The organism is Agromyces sp. MMS24-K17, assembly GCF_043950245.1.
In the GTDB taxonomy this organism is placed as follows: Bacteria; Actinomycetota; Actinomycetes; order Actinomycetales; family Microbacteriaceae; genus Agromyces.
Genome location: NZ_CP171640.1, coordinates 4,136,563 through 4,156,848, shown reverse-complemented (window position 1 = coordinate 4,156,848; position 20,286 = coordinate 4,136,563). Strand labels below are relative to the sequence as shown.

General features: G+C 72.9%; 16 protein-coding genes. 10 read left to right on the top strand and 6 right to left on the bottom strand.

The window, feature by feature from the left end; translation table 11 throughout:
* Positions 1–18 precede the first annotated feature (18 nt).
* From ACGGZK_RS19095 to ACGGZK_RS19050, 10 genes are all read left to right on the top strand, one after another.
* Positions 19–768 (top strand): alpha/beta hydrolase, encoded by a 750-nt coding sequence (locus ACGGZK_RS19095; protein WP_395244207.1) that lies wholly within the window; start codon positions 19–21, stop codon positions 766–768.
* Entirely contained in the window at positions 765–1,661 is an 897-nt protein-coding gene (locus tag ACGGZK_RS19090) for a sulfurtransferase (protein ID WP_395244206.1), read from the top strand. The genes ACGGZK_RS19095 and ACGGZK_RS19090 overlap by 4 nt, the downstream gene beginning before the upstream one ends.
* Complete coding sequence (gene msuE, locus ACGGZK_RS19085) at positions 1,658–2,317, top strand: FMN reductase (protein WP_395244205.1); 660 nt, start codon at positions 1,658–1,660, stop codon at positions 2,315–2,317. Before ACGGZK_RS19090 ends, msuE begins: the two co-directional genes overlap by 4 nt.
* A gap of 37 nt (positions 2,318–2,354) precedes the next feature.
* A complete protein-coding gene (locus ACGGZK_RS19080; protein WP_395244204.1) occupies positions 2,355–2,903 on the top strand; it encodes a GNAT family N-acetyltransferase in 549 nt (182 codons plus the stop codon).
* Positions 2,904–3,305: 402 nt separating this feature from the next.
* A complete protein-coding gene (locus ACGGZK_RS19075) occupies positions 3,306–4,784 on the top strand; it encodes an O-acetylhomoserine aminocarboxypropyltransferase/cysteine synthase family protein (protein ID WP_395244203.1) in 1,479 nt (492 codons plus the stop codon).
* Positions 4,781–6,100 carry an LLM class flavin-dependent oxidoreductase gene (locus ACGGZK_RS19070; protein ID WP_395244202.1) on the top strand — a complete coding sequence of 440 codons (1,320 nt, stop codon included), beginning with the start codon at positions 4,781–4,783 and terminating at the stop codon, positions 6,098–6,100. Before ACGGZK_RS19075 ends, ACGGZK_RS19070 begins: the two co-directional genes overlap by 4 nt.
* Positions 6,101–6,140: 40 nt before the next feature.
* Positions 6,141–7,646 carry an SDR family oxidoreductase gene (locus ACGGZK_RS19065; RefSeq protein ID WP_395244201.1) on the top strand — a complete coding sequence of 502 codons (1,506 nt, stop codon included), beginning with the start codon at positions 6,141–6,143 and terminating at the stop codon, positions 7,644–7,646.
* A gap of 137 nt (positions 7,647–7,783) precedes the next feature.
* Complete coding sequence (locus ACGGZK_RS19060) at positions 7,784–12,172, top strand: Ig-like domain-containing protein (protein WP_395244200.1); 4,389 nt, start codon at positions 7,784–7,786, stop codon at positions 12,170–12,172.
* A gap of 157 nt (positions 12,173–12,329) precedes the next feature.
* Positions 12,330–12,944 (top strand): SGNH/GDSL hydrolase family protein, encoded by a 615-nt coding sequence (locus ACGGZK_RS19055; RefSeq protein ID WP_395244199.1) that lies wholly within the window; start codon positions 12,330–12,332, stop codon positions 12,942–12,944.
* A gap of 97 nt (positions 12,945–13,041) precedes the next feature.
* On the top strand, positions 13,042–13,740 hold the full coding sequence (locus tag ACGGZK_RS19050; protein WP_395244198.1) for a GntR family transcriptional regulator: 699 nt from the start codon (positions 13,042–13,044) through the stop codon (positions 13,738–13,740).
* A gap of 4 nt (positions 13,741–13,744) precedes the next feature.
* Here ACGGZK_RS19050 and ACGGZK_RS19045 read toward each other — a convergent pair whose 3' ends face one another.
* The 6 genes from ACGGZK_RS19045 to ACGGZK_RS19020 all read right to left on the bottom strand — a co-directional run bounded on the left by ACGGZK_RS19045 (position 13,745) and on the right by ACGGZK_RS19020 (position 20,231).
* Positions 13,745–14,605 (bottom strand): amidohydrolase family protein, encoded by an 861-nt coding sequence (locus ACGGZK_RS19045; protein ID WP_395244197.1) that lies wholly within the window; start codon positions 14,603–14,605, stop codon positions 13,745–13,747.
* Complete coding sequence (locus ACGGZK_RS19040) at positions 14,602–15,543, bottom strand: aldo/keto reductase (protein WP_395244196.1); 942 nt, start codon at positions 15,541–15,543, stop codon at positions 14,602–14,604. Before ACGGZK_RS19040 ends, ACGGZK_RS19045 begins: the two co-directional genes overlap by 4 nt.
* Positions 15,513–16,304, bottom strand: coding sequence for a ribonuclease activity regulator RraA (locus tag ACGGZK_RS19035; RefSeq protein ID WP_395244195.1), 792 nt, complete (start codon positions 16,302–16,304; stop codon positions 15,513–15,515). The genes ACGGZK_RS19040 and ACGGZK_RS19035 overlap by 31 nt, the downstream gene beginning before the upstream one ends.
* Positions 16,305–16,368: 64 nt before the next feature.
* The gene (locus tag ACGGZK_RS19030) at positions 16,369–18,312 is read right to left on the bottom strand and encodes a hypothetical protein (protein ID WP_395244194.1); all 1,944 of its coding nucleotides are present in this window, start codon (positions 18,310–18,312) and stop codon (positions 16,369–16,371) included.
* 3 nt (positions 18,313–18,315) lie between these two features.
* Positions 18,316–19,278 carry a carbohydrate ABC transporter permease gene (locus tag ACGGZK_RS19025; RefSeq protein WP_395244193.1) on the bottom strand — a complete coding sequence of 321 codons (963 nt, stop codon included), beginning with the start codon at positions 19,276–19,278 and terminating at the stop codon, positions 18,316–18,318.
* Positions 19,278–20,231 (bottom strand): carbohydrate ABC transporter permease, encoded by a 954-nt coding sequence (locus ACGGZK_RS19020; protein WP_395244192.1) that lies wholly within the window; start codon positions 20,229–20,231, stop codon positions 19,278–19,280. Before ACGGZK_RS19020 ends, ACGGZK_RS19025 begins: the two co-directional genes overlap by 1 nt.
* Between the last annotated feature and the right edge of the window lie 55 nt (positions 20,232–20,286).

The following is a 20,286-nucleotide window of genomic DNA, read 5'->3' as shown; positions in this document are numbered from 1 at the left end:
CTCGAAAGGACCGCACCGATGACCATCACCGACCCCGCCGCCGCCCCCGAGGCCGCCCTGCTCGAGGCATCCGCCGCCGCCTGGGACGAGCCCGAGGGCCTGTTCGCCCGCGGCACGCTCGTCGTGCTCGGCGGCCGCGGCGAGACGCCCGCCGTCTACGAGCGCTTCGGCACCCGCATCTCGCGGGACGCCTACCGGGTGCGCGCGCTCGGCGACGCCGCCGCCGACACCGCCGCGGTGCGACGCGCCGCGGTCGCACTGCTCGCCGACGCCGACCTGCCCTCGCCGAAGGTGCTCGTCGGCTCCGACGCCGGTGCGGCGCTCGCGCTGGAGCTCGCCGCCTCGGGCGACGCGCCCGTCGACGCGCTCGTGCTCGCGGGCCTGCCGACCTCCGACGCCTCCGCCGAGGACATTTCGGCGCGCACCGCCTGCCCGACGCACCAAGGCGTGCTCGGTAGGGAGAGCACCGACGCCGGCCGCGACGCGACCCTCCCGGCCGAGCTGCTCGGCGTCACCGCCAGCGCTGTCGCCGTGCCCGTGCTCGCCCTCCACGGCGACGCCGACGCGGTGAGCCCGATCGGGGCGGCGGTCGAGGTGCTCGGCCTCGCGCCGCGTGCCGAGGTGCACGCCGTCGCCGGGGGCCGCCACGACATCCTCAACGACGTGTCGCACCGCTCGGTCGCCGCGACCGTCGTGCTCTTCCTGGAGCGCGTGAAGGCGTCGACGGATGCCACGCCCATCGTCACCCGCATCGGGGCCGACGCGTGAGCGCCCCCGCTGAGGCGACGGCCCTCGAGGCCGCGCCCACGCGCGCCGACCTGCTGCTCGACGTCGACGGCCTCGCCGCCCTCCTCGCGTCGGACGAGCCGCCGCTGCTGCTCGACGTGCGCTGGCGGCTCGACCGCCCCGACGGCCGGCCCGAGTACCTCGCCGGCCACCTGCCGGGTGCCGTGTACGTCGACCTCGACCACGAGCTCGCCGAGCACGACGAGGACCCGCGGGCGGGGAGGCATCCGCTGCCCTCCGTCGAGGTCCTCCAGGCCGCGGCCCGCCGCTGGGGCCTGCGCGAGGGGCAGTCGGTCGTCGTCTACGACGACCTGAAGAACCTCGCGTCGTCCCGCGCGTGGTGGCTGCTGCGGCACGCCGGCATCGCCGACGTGCGGTTCCTCGACGGGGCGCTGCGGGCGTGGACGGCCGCGGGCCGCCCGCTCGAGACCGGCGAGCCGCCGGCGCCCGAGCCGGGCGACGTGACGCTCGAGTACGGCCGCCTCGACCTCGTCGGCATCGACGAGGTCGCCGCCCTGCCGGAGACCGGAACCGTCGTCGACGCGCGCGCCGCCGCCCGGTACCGGGGCGACGAGGAGCCGCTCGACCCGCGCGCCGGGCACATCCCCGGCGCGTTGAACGCGCCCGTCACCGACGTGGTCGACGCCGAGGGCCGGTTCCGGCCCGACGCCGAGCTGCGCGCGCACTTCGAGGCGATCGGCGTGCGCGCCGACGCCCCCGTGGCCGCCTACTGCGGCTCCGGCATCACCGCGACCGCCGAGGTGGTCGCCCTCACGCTCGCGGGCTACGAGCCCGTGCTGTACCCGGGCTCATGGTCGCAGTGGTCGAACCACTTCGACCGGCCCGTCGCCACCGGAACGGAGATCCCCGCATGACCAACGCCGACCAGACGCGTCCGCTCGACGTCGTCGCCGTCATCGGCAGCCTGCACACCCCGTCGAAGACGGCCGCGCTCGTCGACGCGATCGTCGACCGCCTCGGCGCGCAGGTGCCGGTCGACGTGCACGTCATCCGGCTGCACGAGCTCGGCCCGGACTTCGCCGGCGTGCTGCGGCGCGACCAGCTGCCCGAGTCGGTCGAGCTCGAACTGCGCGCGATCGAGCGGGCCGACCTGCTCGTCGTCGCCACGCCGGTCTACCGCGCGTCGTTCACCGGCCTCTTCAAGCACCTGTTCGACTTCGTCGAGCAGTACGCGCTCGTCGACACCCCGGTGCTGCTGGCTGCGACCGGCGGCAGCGAGCGGCACGCGCTCATCATCGAGCACCAGCTCCGCCCGCTGTTCGGGTTCTTCCAGGCGCTCACGCTGCCGCTCGGCGTCTACGCGCACGACAGCGACTTCGTCGACTACCGGGTCGCCTCGCCGCTGCTCATCGAGCGGATCGAGAACGCGATCCGCCGCGGGCTGCCGCTGATCCGCTCCTCCGTCGCCGAGCAGGCGGCGATCGAGCGCACCCTCGCGGACGGCGCGGAGGCGGATGCCGCGCCGGCGGAGCCGGTCGTCGCCGGGGCGCCGGTGCGGCTGTACACGTAGCGGTCGCGCGGCCGCGGCGTCGCTAGGGTGAGGGGTCGTGACGACTCCTCGCCCCGACGCCGCGCCCGCCTCCGCCTCCAACAGCGCCGGGCGCTCCGATCGCTTCGCCGAGACCGAGGTCGACGGCAGCGCCTTCGTGCTCCGTCGCGCGCGTCGCGCCGACCTCGACCGCATCGTCGAGCTGATCGAGCACGACCCGCTGCGCGCCGCCGAACTGCGCGCGGCCGGGTCGAACCGGCCCGCGATCGAGCAGGCGTTCGAGCGCATCGACGCCGACCCGGCGCAGTGCTACTGCGTCGTGGCGGGCCCCGACGGCACGGTCGTCGGCTGCATGCAGCTCACGTTCATCCCGGGGCTCTCGCGCGGGGGTGCGACCCGGATGCAGGTCGAGGCCGTGCGCATCGCCGAGGAGTTGCGCGGTTCGGGCCTGGGGTCGTGGATGATCCGCTGGGCCGTCGACCACGCCCGCGCGGAGGGTGCGCGCCTCGTGCAGCTCACCTCGGATGCGCGTCGCACCGACGCGCGACGGTTCTACGAACGGCTCGGCTTCGAGGCATCCCACGTGGGGTTCAAGCTGGCGCTCTGAACCACGGGCGCCGACGAGCTCGCCGCGTCGGCGTCGGCGTGGGCCTCTTCCGGCCGGTGCGCCGCGCGGTCGAGCGCGCGCCGCAGGTGGCGTGCCGACAGGCGGTCGGCGAACAGGTGCCGGGCCTCGGTCATGGTGCCTCCGATGCTCTGGTCGGCCCGATCGGCGCAGAGGCCGGCGGGCGGAATGGATGGCTGGTCACGCTAGCCGCCGGAGGCGGCGACCGCCCCCGGGATGACGGCGCATGACCGCAGATGACCGCGGCGGTCGCACCGCGTCACCATGTGTCGGAATTCGCCGTCATCGGGCGTCTTCCGCTTCGGCGGCGCCGCGGCGCGCGGGTAGCGTCGCCAGCCACGCCGCCTCCGTACACGGGGCATCCACTCCAGCCCAGGAGGACCCATGACCCACCCCGACGCCCCGGAGTCCGTCGCCTTCGCGACCAGCCAGGTGCACGCCGGCGAGCACGCCGACGCCGCCTTCGGCGCCCGCATCACGCCGATCTACCTGAGCGCCGGGTTCCGCTTCGACGACTTCGCGCAGGCGCGCGACCGGTTCGCCGGCGACGACGACGGCTACGTGTACACGCGGGCGGGCAACCCGACGAACGCCGCACTCGAGCGGAAGCTCGCCGGACTCGAGCGGGGGCGCGACGCGGTCGTCGTCGCGAGCGGGCAGGCGGCGCTCACCGTGGCGATCCTGTCGGTGGCGCGGGCGGGCGACCACGTCCTGTCGTCGCAGAGCGTCTACTCCGGCACCCGGAGCCTCTTCACGCAGGGGTTCGGCCGCCTCGGCATCGAGGTCGAGTTCGTCGACGACGCCCACGACCTGGCCGAGTGGCGGCGCCGCGTGCGCCCGAACACCCGCGCGTTCTACGCCGAGTCGCTCGCGAACCCGACGAACGAGCTCGTCGACCTCGCCGGCGTCTCGGCGGTGGCGCAGGAGGTCGGCGTGCCGTTCGTCGTCGACAACACGCTCGCCACGCCGTACCTCGTGCGGCCGGCCGAGCACGGCGCCGACCTCGTCGTGCACTCGGCGTCGAAGTTCCTCGCCGGACACGGCTCGGCGCTCGGCGGGGTGGTCGTCGACGCCGGCACCTTCGACTGGTCGGCCCGCCCCGACGCCTTCCCGCACCTGAACGAGCCCGACACGGGCCTCCACGGCCGCAGCTACCTCGAGGCGTACGGCTCGGGGGCGTTCACGGCGTACGTCCGCGGCGTCACCGCCGCCCTGTTCGGCCCGGTGCTGTCGCCGTTCAACGCCTTCCTCATCCAGCAGGGCATCGAGACCCTGTCGCTGCGCGTGCAGCGGCAGTCGGACACCGCGGCCGCCGTCGCGGCGTGGCTCGAGGCGCAGCACGAGGTGCTCCAGGTGAACTACGCCGGCCTGCCGTCGAGCCCGTCGCACGCGCTCGCGCAGCGGTACCTGCCCCGCGGGCGGGGCGCCGTGCTCTCCTTCGTGCTGGCGGGGGGCGAGGCATCCGCCGCCCGCGTCTTCGACGCGGTCGAGCTGTTCAGCCGCATGAGCCACATCGGCGACACGCGCTCGCTGATCCTGCATCCCGCCTCGACGACGCACGCCCACCTCGACGTCGCGACCCGCGAGCGCGGGCGCATCTCGGCGGGCCTGCTGCGGCTGTCGATCGGGCTCGAGGAGCCCGACGACCTGCTCCGCGACCTCGAGCGCGGCTTCGCGGCGCTGCGGGCGGATGCCCCGGTGCGGGCGGATGCCCCGGTGCCGGCGGATGCCCCGCTGCGGGCGGATGCCCCGGTGCGGGCGGATGCCCCGGTGCGGGCGGATGCTCCGCCGCCGGTGCGCGACCTCGCGCCAGCGCTCGCCGCGGCCGCCCCGATCGTCGGCACCGAGGGGAGCGTGCGATGAGTCGCCTGCAGCACTTCGGATGGTTCTTCTCCCGCGGGTTCGGACCGCAGGGCTGGGGGCATCCCACCTGGGACTGGGGCTACCGCTGGACGGAGCCGCGCCTGTACCAGCAGTCGGTGCGCGAGCTCGAGCAGGCGGGGCTCGACCTCGTCATCCTCGAGGACGCGCTCTCGATCGGCACCCCCGAGACGATCGAGCTGCGGGTGCGGAAGGCGTACGGCGGGCCGAAGCACGACCCGGTCGCGCTCACGCCGTTCCTCCTCGCCGCGACCGAGCACCTCGGCTTCGCGCCGACCGTGAACGCGGGCACGGTGCCGCCGTACTGGGCGGCGCGGCACTTCGCGTCGCTGCACCACCTGAGCGGCCACCGCGCGGGCCTCAACGTCGTCACCGACGTGAACAGCACGCGCCACTTCGGCGTGCCGCCGGTCACGCACGACCAGGCGTACGACCGGGCGAGCGAGTGGCTCACCGCGATCCGGCAGCTGTGGCACTCGTGGGACGACGACGCCCTCATCGCCGACCCCGCCACCGGGCGATTCGCCGACGGCTCGAAGATCCGCGCGACGCGGTTCGAGGGGGAGTGGTTCGACGTCGCCGGGCCGCTGAACGCGATCCCGTTCACCGACGGCGACCCGGCCATCGTCTCGCCCGGCGGATCGCCGAAGGGGCTCGCGTTCGCCGGCACGCACTCCGACGTGCAGCTCGCGCTCGCCCCGCTCGAGGTCGCCGAGGTGCGCGCCTACCGGCAGCGCATCGTCGACGCGGCCCTCGCGCACGGCCGGGCGCCCGATGCGGTGAAGACGCTGTTCGTGTTCAAGCCGGAGATCGTGTCGAGCCGCGAGGAGGCCGAGCGCGTCGTCGCCGCCTCGCTCGACCCCTCCGACGAGGTGATCGCCGCGATCCGCGAGGGCTGGTCGAGCGACCTCGAGACCGACCTGTTCGCGCAGCCGCTCGACCGGCCGCTCGATCCGTCGATCTTCGGCGAGCACGTGTCGCAGGGCAGCATCCGCGGGTTGCGCGGCGGCTTCGAGCGGTTCGAGGATGCCACGCTCCGCGACCTGCTGGCCGCGAAGGCGCGCAAGGGCCGCATCACCGACCACGCGGGCTTCGTCGGCACGGCCGACGAGGTCGCCGACTTCATCGAGGAGTTCGGGGAGGAGGCCGACAACGACGGCTTCATCTTCTCGGGCGACCTGCACCCGGTGACGGTGCACCGATACCTCGACGAGCTCGTGCCGATCCTGCGCCGCCGCGGCGTGCTGCGGCGGGAGTACGGCGACGGCGGGATCCAGGGCAACCTGCGCGACTTCTGATCGGGGTGGCGGATTCTCTAACTCGGTTAGAGAATTCAGCATGCGCGTGCTCGTGACCGGAGCGACCGGGTACCTCGGCGGGCGGCTGGTGCCGCGGCTGGTCGAGGCTGGGCACGAGGTGCGGGTGATCGTGCGGCGGGCGTGGCGGCTGCGGGACGTGCCGTGGGCCGCCGGGGTCGAGGTCGTCGAGGGTGACCTGCTCGATCGCGCGGCGGTCGAGCGCGCCGTCGGCGGCATGGAGGCCGTGTACTACCTCGTGCACGGCATGGCCTCCGGCGGCGACTTCGAGGCCGACGAGCTGCGCGCCGCGCGGAACGTCGCCGAGGCGTCGGCGGCCGCCGGCGTACGCCGCATCGTCTACCTCGGCGGGCTGCATCCGCCCGGCGGTACGCTCTCGCGCCACCTGCGGTCCCGCGTCGCGGTGGGGGACATCCTGCTCGCCTCCGGCGTGCCCACCGTCGTGCTGCAGGCCGGCGTCGTCATCGGTTCTGGATCGACCTCGTTCGAGATGATCCGCCACCTCACCGAGGTGCTGCCGTACATGCCCGCGCCGAGGTGGGTACGCTCCTTCATCCAGCCGATCGCCGTGCGCGACGTGCTGCACTACCTGCTCGGCGCCCTCGGCGTGCCCGCCGACCTGAACCGGGCGTTCGACATCGGCGGACCCGACGTGCTGCGCTACGGCCAGCTCATGAACGGCTACGCCGTCGAGGCCGGGCTGCCGCAGCGGCCGATCGCCGCGCTGCCCGTGCTGACGCCCTGGCTCGCCGGGCAGTGGGTGAACCTCGTCACGCCCGTGCCGCGGCGACTCGCGATCCCGATCATCGAGTCGCTGCAGTTCGACTGCGTGATGCACGAGCACGACATCGACGGGGTCATCCCGCCGCCGGAGGGCGGCCTCACGCCGTACCGGCGGGCCGTGCGGCTCGCGCTCGCGCGCGAACGCGACGGCGCGATCGAGACGAGCTGGCGCGACGGCGCCGTGCCCGGCGCGCCGAGCGACCCGCTGCCGAGCGACCCCGACTGGGCCGGCACGACGGTCTACGTCGACGAGCGGGAGCGAGCCTGCGGCGCACCCGTCGGCGAGCTCTGGCGGGTGATCGAGGGCGTCGGCGGCGAGCGCGGCTGGTACTCCTTCCCGCTCGCATGGGCGATCCGGGGATGGATCGACCGGGCGTTCGGCGGGGTCGGCCTCAGCCGCGGACGCCGGCACGCGGACGAGCTGCGGGTCGGCGACGCCGTCGACTTCTGGCGGGTCGAGGCGCTCGAGCGGGGGCGGACGCTGCGGCTGCGCGCCGAGATGCGCGTCCCCGGGCGGGCGTGGCTCGAGATGCAGGCCGTCGCCGAGGCATCCGGATCGCGGTACCGGCAGCGGGCCGTGTTCTTCCCGAAGGGGCTCGCCGGCCGCCTCTACTGGTGGGCCGTGTTCCCGTTCCACGGCGTGATCTTCGCCGGCATGGCGAACCGGATCACCGCGGAGGCGGAGGCGGGTCGCCCGGCACGGCCGGCGCGTCCACGAGGCATCCGTTCTCATATCGACTCTTGATAGACGATTATCGATTAGTGTAGCGTCGCGACCGTTCCACCATCCCGAGCGCGCCGCCGGCGCGCGCGCGGATCCACCGAATGCTCGAGCACCGCGCCACGTCGCGGTCAACTCCCAGAAGGGCTGGAACCCTCGCAATGAAGCGAACACTCTCCGCACTCGCGCTCGCGAGCCTGCTGGTCGCCGGAACGGCGACGGCGGCGCACGCGGCGCCCGACCCGGCCGCAACCGCCTCGGCGGCGACCGGGGCCGAGCTCTACGTCGCCACCGACGGCGACGACGGGGCATCCGGCGCCGCCGACGCCCCGCTGCAGACCCTCGAGGGCGCGCGCGACGCCATCCGCGACCTGCAGGCCGACGGCCCGCTGCCCGACGGCGGCGTCACCGTGTACCTCCGCGGCGGCACCTACCCGCGTACCGAGGCGTTCGAGCTCGGCGCCCAGGACTCGGGCACCGCCGACGCGCCGATCGCCTACCGCGCCTATCCCGGGGAGACCGTGCGCCTGAGCGGCGGCCTCGAACTCGACCGCGACGGCTTCGCCCCGGTCACCGACCAAGCCGTGCTCGACCGCATCATCGACGAGTCGGCGCGCGGCAGGGTGCTCGCGCTCGACCTCGCCGCGGCCGGCATCACCGACTACGGCCAGCTCAGCCGGCACGGCTACTGGAAGGCGAACGACATCAGCACCGTGCCGCCGATGGAGCTCTACGTCGGCGGCGAGGGCATGACCCTCGCGCGCTGGCCGAACGCCGGCACCGTGCAGATGGACGACATCCTCGACGTCGGCCCCACCCGCAAGGACGCCGACCTCCAGGATCGCGGCGGCACGTTCAGCTACGCCTACGACCGCCCGCAGTACTGGACCCAGGCCGACGACATCTGGCTCGACGGCATCTTCGGCTACAGCTGGGAGTGGTCGTACAACAAGATCGCCGCGATCGACACCGAGGCGAAGACCATCACCCTCCGCTACGGCGAGATGTCAGGCCTCATGAAGACCTGGTTCGAGGACTTCCATTTCGCCGAGAACCTCCTCGAGGAGCTCGACGCCCCGAACGAGTACTGGATCGACCGCGACGCCGGCGTGCTCTACTACCTGCCGAACCAGGCGTTCCTGGGCGGCGACGCCGACGCCACCGTCACCATGCTGCAGGAGCCGATGCTCCGCACCGACGGCACCTCGTACGTCGCCTTCCAGGACCTCGTGCTCGAGTACGGGCGCGCGAACGCGGCCGTGATCCTCGGCGGCAGCCACGTGACCATCGCGAACAGCGACATCCGCAACTTCGCCGACGGCGGCGTGCTGATCAACTCGCCCGGCCGCTACACCTACGACGGCATCCCGGTGAACCGTGGCGGGCGCGACCACGCGGTGATCTCGTCGGAGCTCTCGCACATCGGCGGCGTGCCCGTCGTGCTGCAGGGCGGCGACAAGGCCACCCTGGAGCCCGGCCGCAACCGAGTGGAGAACTCCCACATCCACGACTTCGCGTACTACCACAAGGCGTACAACCCGGGCGTGATGTTCGACGGGGTCGGCAACATCGCCCGCGGCAACGAGATCCACGACGCGCCGCATCCCGGCATCATCGTGCACGGCAACGACCACCTCATCGAGCGCAACGAGATCTACGACCTGTGCAAGACGTTCCAGGACCTCGGGGCGATCTACATGAACGCCGGCGCGACGCCGCAGCAGCGCGGCACCGTCATCCGCCAGAACTACTTCCACGACACCGGCGTGGGACGGCTCGGCGTCGAGGGCATCTACCCGGACAACCTGACGATGGGCCTCACCATCGAGCAGAACGTGTTCTACCGGATGGGCAACGACGCGATCAAGAGCGGGTCGGGCGACTACATCACGGCCCGCAACAACGTCTTCATCGACACCCACGTGCCCTACGACAACTACGAGATGTGGATGGGCGACCAGCCCGGCAACACCGTCGACACCTCCTACCGGCCGGGCTGGGTGAAGCTGTTCGAGGACAACGACGGGTTCGTCGGCACGCCGTACGCGGAGAAGTACCCGGAGCTCCTCGGCTTCCTCGAGGAGAACCACTACTTCCCGGCGAACAACGTGTTCGAGCGGAACGTCACCTGGAACCCGACGCTCACCCGCTCGCCGCAGGTCAACGAACACGGCGCCCGTGACGTGAAGAACCTCATGAACTACGCCGACAACTGGGTCGCCGCCGAGGACCCCGGCTTCGTCGACTGGCAGGCGGGCGACTTCCGCCTCGCCGACGACGCGGCCGTGTTCGCCCAGGTGCCCGGTTTCGAGCCGATCCCGTTCGAGGAGATCGGCTTGCAGGGGAAGGTCGGCTCGCCGACGAGCCCCGACTCGGTCGCGCTCGACGCGCTGCACCTGCCGGCCGACCAGTTCACGGTCGACCTCGGCAAGACCGCGTCGTTCGGCGCCGAGGCCGTGCCATGGAACGCGAGCGACGTCCGCGTGACGTACGCGTCGAGCGCCCCCGACGTCGCCACGATCGACGCCGCCGGCACGATCACCGCGCTCGCCCCGGGCGAGACGACGATCACGGTCGCGTCGGTGGCCGACCCGGCGATCACCGACGAGGCGCTCGTCGTCGTGGCCGACGGCGACGGCGTGATGCACTTCACCGACTTCGAGACCGGCGCGAACGGCTGGCCCGTCGACCCGAACCGGAGCATCGCCGAGACGGCCGACGGCGACCACGTCTACCGCATCAGGAACGGCGCGAACTCGCAACTGCCGCGGGAGTTCGGCGAGTACGTGCTCGAATACGAGGTGCGCACGCCGGCCGAGGTGCCCGAGGGGGCGATCCTGCTGATGTACGACCGCACCGGCACCACGCCCGGCGGGTTCGTGCGGTACCGCGACTCGGCCGCGGGCTCCAAGTGGACGATCTACGGACCGCAGTGGCAGGTGCGCAAGGAGGTGACGCTCCCCGTCGGCGAGCGGCTCGCCCCGAATACCGCCTACGACGTGCGGATGATCGTGCAGGGTTCCTCGATCCGGGTGTTCGTCGACGGCGAGCTCGTCATCGACGGCCCGAATCCGTCGGCGACGGCGAAGGGCAAGGTCGGGTTCTACGTCGAGAAGTTCAGCGCGCTGGACTTCGACGACGTGCGGTTCTCGATCGTCGCCACCCCGGTCGCCGGGGTGCGGGTCGACCCGTCCTCGGCGAGCCTCGAGCCGGGCGAGCGACGACAGCTGCAGGTCTCGGTCACACCGGCGGACGCCACGAACCCGCGGGTCGCGTGGACCTCGGACGCGCCCGAGGTGGCGACGGTCGACGAGACCGGCGAGGTGACGGCGCTGGCCGCCGGCACGGCCCGGATCACGGCCACGGCGCAGGCGGATGCCTCGATCTCGGCGACCTCGACGATCGAGGTGCGCGAGGCGGAGCATCCGGTGATCGAGCTCGGCCCGCAGCTGTCGGATGCGGCCGGCTGGCCCGCGGTCGACGCGGTCGACTTCGACGAGGGCACGCTCCGGATCGACGGCGAGGGCGTCTACGGCTACGGAGCCGAGGAGTTCGGCGACGGGCTGCTGAGGTTCCGTTCGAAGGTCGACGGGTTCGACGGCGGATGGTTCGGCTTCGCCGTGCACTCTGACCGGCCGGGCGACCCGGCCTGGGTGAACGGGAACCGCGGCTACCTGGTGGTGATCAAGGAGGACCAGATCGAGTTCCAGAGCTGGAAGCCGAAGCAGACGATGCTCGACGTGATCCCGAACACCGCGATCACCGCGGGGGAGGAGCACGTCATCGAGTTCGGCACCGCGGTGGTCGACGAGGGCACGCGGCTCGTGCTGCGGGTCGACGGGTCGACCGTCTGGAGCGGCCTGGACGCCGACCAGGCGAACCAGATCGGTGCGGAGGGGTACCTGAACGTGTACCACTACGTCGAGCAGCAGGCGCTGCGGCTGCAGCCGGTCGTCGTCGACGACGGCGCGACCGCGGCTCCGGGCGTCGGCACGCTGTCGAACACGAGCGGCTGGGAGACCGGCCTGCACGACGGGAACTACGACGTCGTGATGAACCTCTGGTGGGGCGTCCCCGGCAGCACGTTCAAGCTGTACGAGAACGGGGTGCTCGTCGCGACGAAGCCGCTCGGGCCGGCCGCGGGCATGACGCAGACCACCGGTGCCACCTTCGAGGGCAAGCCGAACGGCACGTACGTGTACACCGGCGAGCTCGTCAACTCCAAGGGGGTGACCGCGACGACGTCGACCACCGTGAAGGTGGTGGATGCGGCGCCGGGCGTACCGGTGGTGAGCACCGACCAGAAGAAGGGGGCGGCGGCGTTCACGGCGACCGCGAACCTCTGGTGGGGCACGAACGCGACCTCGTACCGGTTCGAGCTCGACGGCACGGTCGTCGGTTCGGGGGAGCTGGCGGCGGCGACGCCGTCGGCGCAGTCGGCGAAGGTGGAGCTGACCGGGCTCGCGCCGGGTGAGCATGCGCTCGTCGCGGTGTTCGCGAACGCGAACGGCGAGACGGCGTCCAAGCCGGTGACGGTGACGGTGAGGTGATCGGCTCCGGTGGTCGAGGAGGCGCGCCGGTGCCCGGTCGAACCCGTGCACCACGTCGCGATGCGCGTCGCCGCGCCGCGTCGGCGCTCCTCGACCACCGGACCTGTCCCATCCACCCGGCGCTGCCTAGGATGGCGCCGAACCGCGAAGGAGCGACATGACCCATCCCGCCACCCTCGTCTTCGTCGGCGACTCGATCACCGACGCCGGCCGCGACCGCGCCGATCCCGCCTCGCTCGGCGACGGATACGTGCAGCTCGTGGCCGACGAACTCGCCAGGCGCGGGACATCCGTGCGCATCGTGAACGCCGGCATCGCCGGCAACCGCGCGGTCGACCTCGAGCGTCGCTGGGGGACGGACGTGGCGGCCGAGGGTGCCGACGTGCTCACGGTGTTCGTCGGCGTGAACGACATGTGGCGCCGCTACGACCAGGACGACCCGACGAGCGCGGAGGCGTTCGAGGCGACGTACCGCCGGCTCCTCGCGGACGGCGGCGGGCGGGTCATCCTCGTCGAGCCCTTCTTCCTGCCGGTGCGCGACGACCAGGCGGGCTGGCTCGACGACCTCGACGGCAAGCGCGCCGCCGTCCGCCGCATCGCCGAGGAGACCGGCGCCGCGCTCGTGTCGCTGCACGAGATCCTGACCGCGGCGGGCGCCGCGTCGTCGCCCGCGTCGATCGCGCCCGATGGCGTGCACCCGACGCCGGAGGGCTCCCGCCTCATCGCCGAGGCCTGGCTCGAGGCGTACGACACCGGCGCGGCCTCCGCCTGACACCACCGCCTGACACCGGCGGACATCGGCCGTCATCGGCCGACACCGGAGCGTGGCGCCCATTAACGATTGTCGATTATGAAGTAGGCTGAATCCCGTGACCGACCCGCTCAGCACCCTCACCGGGCTCAAGCGCGGGCTGCTGTCTGACCAGATCTACGACCTGATCAAGTCGATGATCAAGGACACGACGCTCGCCCCCGGCGAGCAGCTCGTCGAGTCGCAGCTCGCCCGCCGGCTCCAGGTGAGCCAGGCGCCCGTGCGCGACGCCCTCAAGCGCCTCGCCCACGAGGGCCTCGTGACGCACATCCGCCACCAGGGCAACTTCGTCGCGAGCTACACCGACGAGGAGGCCGAACAGGCCAAGGTCGCCCGCAGCGCCCTCGAGGGGCTCGCCGGCGAGCTCGCCTGCGGCCGGCTCGACGATGACACCCGGGCCCGGCTCGTCGCCCTCATCGACCGCATGCACGACGCCGCGGTCGAGCGCAACCTCACCGAGTTCCGCGAGCTCGACTTCACCTTCCACCGCACCGTCATCGAAGCGAGCGGCAACGCCTACCTGCCCCGCATGTGGGACATCATCGAGCCCAGCCTGCGCTCGATGCACGTGCTCGGCGACCCGAAGTTCGCGGGGGACTGGCACCAGGTCGCCGACTGGCACCGGAGCCTCCTCGACGTGCTCGAGTCCGGCGACGGCGAGGCATCCGCCCGGCTGTTCCGCGCGCATGCGGCAGGCACCCTGCTCGACGACCCGGAGCAGGCGGCGGCGCCGGCCCAGGCCGAGGCGAGCGCGTAGCGGGTCACGCCGTGGCGAGCGCGTAGCGCCGCGTCGCCGTACCCGACCAGAACGCCGCGCGAGCGGCGTCGTCGAGGTCGGGGAGCGCGGCCGCGGTGCGACGTACCACCACGTCGTAGTCGGCGAAGCGGGCGCTGATCGGCCAGTCGCTGCCGAAGAGGAGCCGGTCGGCGCCGAACGCATCGACGGCGTGGTGCACGATGGCGCGCACTCGGGCGGCGTCGCCCGGTTCGTCGCGGACGAGCCCCGAGACCTTCGCCGAGGCGTTCGGTTCGGCCGCGAACGCGCCGATCGCGCGCCGCCAGGCCGGGTCGGGGGCGTCGCCGCCGATCGCGAGGTGGCAGACGACCACGGCGAGCTCCGGATGCCTCCGCGCGAGCGCGGCCGCCGCAGGGAGCTGCTCGGCGCGGATCAGGAGCTCCAGCACGCGGCCGGTGGCCGCGAGCCCGTCGCACAGCGCGTCCAGGCCGGCGACGTCGCCGAAGTCGGCCGCACCGCCCGGCGTCGCGAGCCGGATGCCGGCGACCGACGCCCGGCCGCCGTCGACGACGGGCTGGGCCATGCCGGCCCACGCCGAGGGATCCGACCGCGCGTCGTACTGCAGCACGACGGCGCGCACGAACGGGTCCCCGAGGGCGACGCCGGCGAGCCAGGCCGCCTCGCCGAGCGTGTCGGCCGCCTGCACGGCGATCGCGCCGCGCACGGGCCGAGGCGCGGTCACGGCGCGCGCCGCGTCCCGCAGGGCGCCCGTCGTGGCGGCCCGGGGCAGGCGAAGCTCGGGGCGCCACCACGACAGGCGCATGCGGTCGACGTCCCACAGGTGCACGTGGGCGTCGACGATGCCCGCCGGCGCGGGACCGGTCACGCGCGCTCCAGTTCCGCCCAGAGCGCCTCGGGCAGCGGCGCGGCGGCGCCGTCGGCGAAGTCGTCGACCTCGGCTGGCGTGCGCGCGCCGACGACGACGGCTTCGACGGGTTCGCGGCGGAGCGGGAAGCGTGCGGCCGCGTGCGGCAGGGCGACCCCGTGCGCCTCGCAGACATCGCGCAGCCTTCGGGCGCGATCGACGAGCTCACGCGGGGCCGGCTTGTAGTCGAAGAAGGGGCTGCCCACGGGGTCGGCGAGGATGCCCGAGTTGAACACGCCCGCCGCGACCACGCCGACGCCGTGCTCGCGCGCGGCCGGCAGCAGGTCGTCGTCGGCGGTCCGGTCGAGCAGGGTGATCCGGCCGGCGATCATCACGACGTCGATCGGCGCCTCCCGCACGAAGCGCGCGAGCGGCGGGTTCCACACCATGCCGACGCCGACCGCACGGACGACCCCCTGGTCGCGCAGGTCCGCCAGCGTCGGAATCGCGGTGCGGAGTGCCTGGTCGACGTCCTCCGGATCGTGCAGGTACAGCAGGTCGATGCGGTCGGTGCCGAGCCGCCGCAGGCTTCCCTCGAGGCTGCGCAGCACGCCGTCGCGGCTCAGGTCGCCGACCGTGCCGGCGCCGGTCGCCCCGATGGGCACCTCCGTGCCGTCGGCGTCCACGATCCGCCGCCCGACCTTCGTCGCGATCGCGACCGTGTCGCGGTCGACGCCCGCCAGGGCGCGGCCGAGCCGGACCTCGCTGACGCCGGCGCCGTAGTGCGGCGCGGTGTCGAAGAAGCGGATGCCCCGCTCGAGCGCGCGCCCGACCGTGGCATCCGCCGCCTCCTCGGCGACCGGCTCGTACAGGTTGCCGATCGGGGCGCAGCCGAGCCCGAACGAGTCGGACGCGCCCGCGACGGGCGTCAGCGGGCGAAGGCTCGGGCGGAACGCCACGTCTCGTACTCCTCGCGGGTATCGGGGGTGAGCGGGTAGTAGTCGCTGAGGCGGGCGCCCTCGTCGAGCCGGTGCCGACTGAAGACCTCCCACTCCTCGTGGTCGCGGGCGTCGTCGACGACCTCCCCGGCCATCGCCTGCGGGATGATCACCGGCCCGTCGTCGTCGGCGACGACCAGGTCGCCCGGCAGGCACAGTGCCCCGCCGACCGCCACGGGCACGTCGTACGCCCACGGGAACAGCTCGGACTGCGACGCGTAGTGCGGCGTCACGCCGGTCGACCAGACCGGCAGGCCGAGCTCGCGGATGCGACCCGAGTCGCGGATGCGGCCGTCGACGACGATGCCGACGCCGCCCTTTCGCAGGAAGTACCGCGCGAGGATGTCGCCGATGCAGCCGGAGTAGGTGCTGCCGTACGCCTGGATGACGAGCACGTCGCCCGGCTGCACGGTCTCCATCACCGCCCAGAGCGCGGTGTGCCGCTCGACGTACTCCTGGCCGAGGCCGGAGGCGAGGTCCTCGCGCTGCGGCATGAACTGGAGCGTGATCGCCGACCCGACGACCCGTTGGCCCGGCTGCAGGGGCCGTGGCCCCTCGACGAACGAGCGGGTCACGCCGAGCCCGTGCAGCTTGGCGCAGGCGGTGGCGGACGACACCCGCTCGAGGCCGGCGATGGTGTCGGCGTCGGCGCGCCGGAACTCGCCGCCGCGGACGGGCAGCTGGACGGCGGGCCGGGTCGGCTCGGGAGCGATGTCGGTCATGGGGTCCTCCTCGGTGGGGTGGAACGGTCGGTGCCGGTCTGGTGGGGTCGCGGTGTCGCGCGGGTCATCCGCCCGCCCCCGCGGCGACGGCCGCGCGGGCACCCGCGTGGCGGGGCAGGCCCGCCTGCGGGGCGGTCACGAGCACGAGCGAGGCGCGGTGCGAGGGCGGCAGCTCGACGAGCACATCGGATGCCTCGAGCTCGACGACCTCCTCGAACGGCTCGCCCGGGGTCGACGCGTACGCCGTCGAGCGCCCCGGCCACACGCCGTCGCGCTCGCCCCGGGACGCGACGGCGACGAGCCGCTGCTGCCCGAACCGGGACGGCCGAACCCGCACCCGGCGGGCCCGGGCGGGGGAGAGGTTCACGAGCTCGAGCTCGATGCGGTCGGCGTCGAGGCGGGTGACCAGGGCGGCGACGTCCGGCGGCAGGCCCGGGCGGTTCCGGTCGGCGTCCTCGTAGGCCACGGCCGCGAACGGCAGGCCGCCGTTGTAGAGCACCTGCGGGGTGCCCGTGATGAGCTGGCCGAGCACCTCCGTGACGACGGGGTTGGCGCGCTGCCAGAAGTGCAGGTGCACGTTCGCCGGGTCGATCGGTTCGGCGTCCATCACCGCGAGCCGTCGGGCCACCTGGCCGAGCGCCATCGACAGCGCCCGGACCGGGTAGTCGGGCAGCTCGCCGTCGAGGAACGCGATCCACGGCGCCTCGTGCCCGGCCTCCGCCTTGTCGCGGAACGCCTGCACGGGCTCGTCGGTCTCGGGGAGCCCATCGAGCACGCGGTCGAGCCGGGCCCGGTCGGCGGGGTCGCGCGTCCACCACCACAGCCAGGTCGGCAGTTCGAGCGGCATCGGCCCGAAGTCGAACCAGCCGTTGCGGCCGTACCGGTACGGCACGAGCAGCGACGGCTTCGAGGCATCCGCCCCCAGCCGCGCGAGCGCGCCGCCGCGCAGGCTGAACGGGGTCTCCTCGACCGAGGCGACGACCGCGTGCTCGAGCACCGTGTCGAGCATCGTGCGGGTGAGGTCGAGCGCGCCGTCGTCGCCCGAGACGAACGCGGCGTTGAGCCCGCCGACGAGCGTCGACATGCCGACCGAGTGCAGGCCGTGCGGCCAGCCCCACCCGTAGTGGCCGCCGTACCAGCGGCCCTCGTGCAGGCCCCCCACGGTGCCGTCGGGGGCCACGTTGTCGGGCAGGAGCCCGCCGTTCGCCGCCGCCCGGTCGCGCCATCCGTCGACGTACCGCACGACCCAGTCGGCCGACTCGGCGTCGCCGTCGAACAGCCAGCGATTCGCGACCAGGCTCGTCGCGGCGAGGTTCACCGGGACGTCGCCGGCCGCGAGCCGCTGCATCGCACGGCCCATCGCCTCGGCGTGGGCCGGGTCCGCCAGGTCCTCCCAGCGCTCGATGCCGGGCAGGTGCTCGAGCGGCAGCCCGTACGGCCGCATGTCGGCTCGGCTCGCCGAGTACGCCTGCCACTCCGGGCCGAGGCCGGGCAGCGGGCCCAGTGCGCCCGTGTGCGGGGCTCGGATCAGGTTGCGCTCGGCGTCGTAGTTGCCGTTCGCGGGGTCGGTGTAGAGCTCCGCGAAGCGGCGGGCGCGGTCGGCGAAGGCGTCGTCGGCCGGGTCGGCGGCGCACAGTCCGTAGAAGAACAGCAGCGACTCGCCCTGGTGGAACCAGTCGTACCCGTTCTCGTACTCGCCGGTCAGCATGCCCGCCTCGGAGAGCTGTGCGGTCACGCCCTCCCAGTGGTGCTTCGCCGCGACGAGCACCTCGTCGCTGCCGCCGAGGGCATGGAAGGCCGGCCAGTTGAAGAACGGCTTGTACAGGTCGTCGACGCCGTCGCGGTCCTCGAAGCCCGCCGCGAACCGGATGCGGCCGTCGGGCTCGCAGTACCGGGCGGAGAACTCGCGCCACGCCTGCTCGATCTCGTCGAACAGTCGGCGCTCGAGCACCGCCCAGGCGGGGACCTCGCGGAGCGGCGTGGTGCGGATGCGGGGGTGGTCGGTCACGGCTCAGCCCTTCGTCGCCCCGGCGACCAGGCCGCCGATGATGTGCCGCTGCATGACGATGAAGAACACGACGGCCGGCGCGATCGCCAGCAGCAGTGTCGGGAACACCGTCGTGTAGTCGGTGGAGAACTCGCCGACCGCCGCGTAGACGCCGGTCGTCACCGTGTAGATGCCCGAACTCGGGCCGAGGATGATCTGCGGGCTGACGAAGTCGTTCCACACGCCGATCGAGTTGAGCACGACGACGGTCGCGACCACCGGCCGCATGATCGGGAAGATGCACGACCAGAAGGCGCGGATGCGCCCGGCGCCGTCGAGCGCCGCCGCCTCGTCGATGTCACGCGGCACGGTGCGGAGGTACGCGGCGAACAGGAAGATCGTCACCGGCAGCGTCGCCGCGGTCTCGAAGAGGATGAAGCCGGGGATCGTGTTGATCAGGCCGAGCACCCGCAGCACGAACACGACCGGGATGAGCGTCACCTGGCCGGGGATGAACAGGCCCGACACGAACAGCAGCAGGAGCCCGAGGTGCCACTTCGTCCGGCCGCGGGCGATCACGTACGCGACCGGCGCCGACAGGGCGATGCAGCACACGTTCACCAGGGCGACGAACAGCAGGGTGATGCCGTACGCGCCGACGACGTTGAACTTCTCGCTGGTGAGGGCGTCGAGCAGGTAGTCGAGGGTGAACATGTCGGGGGTGATCGCCAGCGGGTGCCGGATGATCTCCTCCTGCGGCTTGAAAGCGCTGATCACCATGATGTACAGGGGCACCAGCATGACGATCGCGACGGCCGTGAGCACGACCCACTTCGCGATCCGCGCGATCGGGTTGCCGCGGATGCTCGCCGGGGCGGGACGGTCGCGGTCGCGACGGCGCCGCCGGCGCCGGCCGCCCACCTCGGTCGGGTCGGCGAGCAGGAGCTCGGCCGCCGGGTTCACCGTGGTCTGCGTGGTCAGGGTCATCAGTCGGTCACCTTCTTCTCGGCGCCGCGGCGGGCCAGCGTCACCCCGAGTCCGATGACGGCCGTGACGATGAGGAGGATCACCGACTGGGCCGCACCGAAGCCGAGGTCGGCCTGCGCGAACGAGTCCTTGAGCACCTGGTAGACGATGGTCTGCGTCGAGGCGGCCGGGCCGCCGTCGGTGAGGGCCAGCACGATGTCGTACGCCTTCAGCAGGCCGACGAGGGTGAGCACGAGGTTCACCGTGAGCACCGGGGCGATGAGGGGCATCGTGACGTTGCGGAACTGCTGCCAGCGGGTCGCCCCGTCGACCGTGGCCGCCTCGTAGTACTCGACCGGCACCGACTTGATGCCCGCCAGGAACAGGATCATGTTGAAGCCGAAGTGCGACCAGACGATGGTGAGGATGACGCTCGCCTTGGCGAACGTGATGTCGGTGAGGAACGGCAGCGCCGGGATGCCGACCTGCCCGAGCAGGCTGTTCACCACGCCCTGCGGGGCGAGTATCGCCGACCACAGGAACCCGATGATCAGCGCGCTGATGATGTACGGGTAGAAGAAGATCGTGCGCATCACGGTGTTCGCCCGGCCGGGTCCGGCGATGAGGGCGGCGATGGCGAGGCCGATGACGTTGCACAGGACGGTGCCGAACAGGGCCAGCACGAACGTGAACACCGCCGCGTCGATGGTGCGGGGGTTCTGGAACGCGTGCAGGTAGTTCTCGAACCCGATGAAGTTCAGGTTCAGGCTGTAGCCGTTCCAGTCGGTCAGGCTGAGCACGAAGGCGAGGATCATCGGGACGATGAACATCGCCAGGAAGACGAGCACCGCCGGGGCGCCCATCAGGAAGCCGGGCAGGCGGGCCCGCCAGGCCAGGAGCGCCTTCGAGCTGCCGGAGCGGGCGGGGCTCGGGGTGCGCAGCACGCGGGGCGTGCCGGTCGCGGTGTCGGCCATGGGTGGACCTCCGTCGTCGTGAGGGGGAGCCGGGCGCGGCGAAGGGAGTGCGACG